This is a genomic window from Parolsenella sp. (assembly GCF_982402205.1).
In genome coordinates, this window is sequence record NZ_CEVYAT010000169.1 from 1 (window position 1) to 3,058 (window position 3,058).

General features: G+C 67.5%; 3 protein-coding genes. All 3 read left to right on the forward strand.

Features of this window, described 5'->3' with window-relative positions; translation table 11 throughout:
- Nucleotides 1-1,447 (forward strand): excinuclease ABC subunit UvrA (gene uvrA, locus AC1VTH_RS07580; protein ID WP_481335532.1); only part of this gene is annotated, 1,447 nt, incomplete at its 5' end.
- A 286-nt stretch (nucleotides 1,448-1,733) separates the two neighbouring features.
- Nucleotides 1,734-2,255: an aminoacyl-tRNA deacylase gene (locus AC1VTH_RS07585; protein WP_481335533.1), complete on the forward strand. Its 522-nt coding sequence runs from the start codon at nucleotides 1,734-1,736 to the stop codon at nucleotides 2,253-2,255.
- On the forward strand, nucleotides 2,240-3,058 hold an 819-nt coding region (gene murJ / locus AC1VTH_RS07590; RefSeq protein WP_481335534.1), incomplete at its 3' end, for a murein biosynthesis integral membrane protein MurJ. The genes AC1VTH_RS07585 and murJ, both read left to right, overlap by 16 nt.

Consider the following 3,058-nt stretch of genomic DNA (forward strand, 5'->3'; position numbering starts at 1 on the left):
GGGCGGCGAGGCCCAGCGCATCCGCCTGGCCACGCAGATTGGCGCCGGCCTCATGGGCGTGCTCTACATCCTGGACGAGCCCTCGATTGGCCTGCACCAGAGGGACAACGACCGCCTCATCCACACGCTCGAGCGCCTGAGGGACCAAGGCAACACCGTGATCGTGGTCGAGCACGACGAGGATACGATCCGCGCGGCGGACTACGTGCTCGACATGGGGCCTGGCGCGGGCGAGCTGGGCGGCGAGGTCGTGGCCGCGGGCACCCCGCAGCAGATCTGCGCCTGCCAGGACTCCATCACGGGCGCCTACCTCACGGGCCGCAGGCTCATCCGCCTGCCCGAGAAGCGCCGCAAGCCCGGCCGCGGCGCCCTCAAGATTACGGGGGCCACGCACAACAACCTCAAGAACGTCACGGCGAGCATCGAGTTTGGCACGCTCACCGTGGTCACGGGCGTGTCGGGCTCGGGCAAGAGCTCGCTGGTGACCGACACGATCGCCCCCGCGCTCACGAACGCCATCCAGCGCTCGCAGCGCCCGGTGGGCGAGTACAAGAAGATTGTGGGTATCGACCAGATCGACAAGGTCATCGACGTCGACCAGAGTCCCATCGGCCGCACCCCGCGCTCGAACCCCGCCACCTACATTGGCCTGTGGGACGACCTGCGCGCCCTGTTCGCCAGCACGCCCGAGAGCCGCGCCCGTGGCTACAGCCCCGGTCGGTTCAGCTTCAACGTCTCGGGCGGCCGCTGCGAGGCCTGCAAGGGAGACGGACAGATCAAGATTGAGATGAACTTCCTGCCCGACGTCTACGTTCCGTGCGAGGTCTGCCACGGCGCGCGCTACAATCGCGAGACGCTCGAGGTCACCTACCACGGCAAGAACATCTCGCAGGTGCTCGACATGAGCGTCACCGAGGCCCTCAAGTTCTTCGCGAACATCCCGCGCATCAAGAACAAGCTCCAGACGCTCTACGACGTGGGCCTGGGCTACATCCGCCTGGGTCAGCCCGCCACGACGCTCTCGGGCGGCGAGGCGCAGCGCGTGAAGCTCGCCAAGGAGCTCCACCGCCAGCAGACAGGGCGTACGTTCTACATCCTCGACGAGCCCACCACGGGCCTGCACTTCGAGGACGTGCGCCAGCTGCTCGACGTGCTGCAGCGCCTGGTCGACGCGGGCAACACCGTGCTGGTCATCGAGCACAACCTCGACGTCATCAAGGTGGCCGACCGCCTCATCGACATGGGTCCCGAGGGCGGCGACGGCGGCGGCCAGGTGGTCGTGTCCGGCACGCCCGAGCAGGTGGCCGCCTGCCCCGAGTCGTATACGGGCCGCTTCCTGGCGCCGGTGCTCGAGCACACCCGCGAGCTGCAGTGCAAGCTCGACGAGAGCGGCGAGGGCGAATGGGTGCCCAACATCCCCGTGCCCGAGCCAGCGCTCGAGGAATAAGCGCGTGACGTGCCAAAGGGGTCAGAGCCCTTTGGCGCGCTTGCGCCTGGTGGACGGTAACCCCTTTCGGCCTTGTTATCTTGCGAGCTTGGCCAGGCGTGGCGTGGCCTAGCTCTCGTCTTGCGGCCGGGCGTCCCACGCGCCAACGTACCTGTCCTTGGCTTGCGTTCGGGCACTCACCACAGTCCCTTCACGGCGGTCTTGCGCGGTGGGGTAGACTTCATGGGTCGCATGTTGGGCGTGGTCTCGCGTGCGGCCCGTTTTGCTAGCTCAAGGGAGGTGCGGCGTGGCCCGCAAGGAGAAGGTTCAGAAGACCAACGCGATGCGCGAGCTCGAGCGCGCCGGTGTGGCCTTCGAGGCGATCGCGTTCGAGGAGCCCGACCCCTCGGGCGTGCGCGACCTGGGCGTCCAGATTGCCAACATGCTGGGCTATGACCCCGGGCAGGGCTTCAAGACCCTCGTCTGCGTGGCGCCGCACGGCGGCCACGTCGTCTGCTGCGTGCCCTCGGGCGCCGAGCTCGACCTCAAGAAGGCGGCCGCTGCCACCGGCGAGAAGTCGCTCTCCCTCATGCACGTGCGCGACCTCGAGCCCACCACGGGCTACGTCCGCGGCGGCTGCTCGCCCGTGGGCATGAAGAAGCGCTTTCCCACCCTCATCGATGAGACGGCGCGGCTCTTCGATGACATCTACATCTCCGGCGGTCGCCTGGGCCTCACGCTCAAGGTGAACTCCGAGGCACTCGTCGCGTTTCTCGGCGCCACGCTTGCCGACATCTGCCGAGAGGACGCCTCATGGCCAATCATTTAACGCCCGAAGCCCCCGAGCACGACGACGCCCACGTCGCCGAGCACCTCGCACCCCACGCGCCCGAGCACCTTGCGGCCGAGACGCCCGAGCGCCTCGCCGCCGATGCCGCGCCCGATGCCCCCGCACCCGACGCCAACGTGGGCCGCTCGGCCGCGATGATGAGCGTGCTCGTCATCATCAGCCGCCTCACGGGCTTCGTGCGCACCTGGGGCCAGGCCTTCGCCCTAGGCACCACGCTGCTCTCGAGCTGCTACACGGTGGCCAACAACCTGCCCAACCAGCTCTACGAGCTCGTTATCGGCGGCATGCTCATCACGGCCTTCCTGCCCGTCTACCTCGACGTTCGCGAGCGCAAGGGTCGCCGCGGCGCCAACGAGTACGTGTCCAACCTGCTGTCGGTCCTGCTCGTGATCCTGAGCGTCTGCTTCGTGCTCTGCCTCGTCTTCGCCGCGCCCCTCATCTGGGTGCAGTCGGCCGGCACCGACCAGTCCCAGATGGCAGACGGCGTGACGCTCTTCCGCTTCTTTGCCATCGAGGTCGTGCTCTACTGCCTGTCGAGCGTGGCCTCGGGCGTGCTCAACGCCGAACGCGACTACTTCTGGAGCAACGCTGCCCCCATCTTCAACAACATCATCACGATTAGCTCGTTCGTGCTGTTCGCGGTGCTCAAGGACGCCAACCCGCCGCTTGCCTTCCTCGCCCTTGCCCTGGGCAATCCCCTGGGCGTGCTCGTGCAGGTCATCATGCAGCTGCCGAGCCTGCGCCGCCATGGCGTCCACCTGAGCTTCAAGATCGACCTCCAT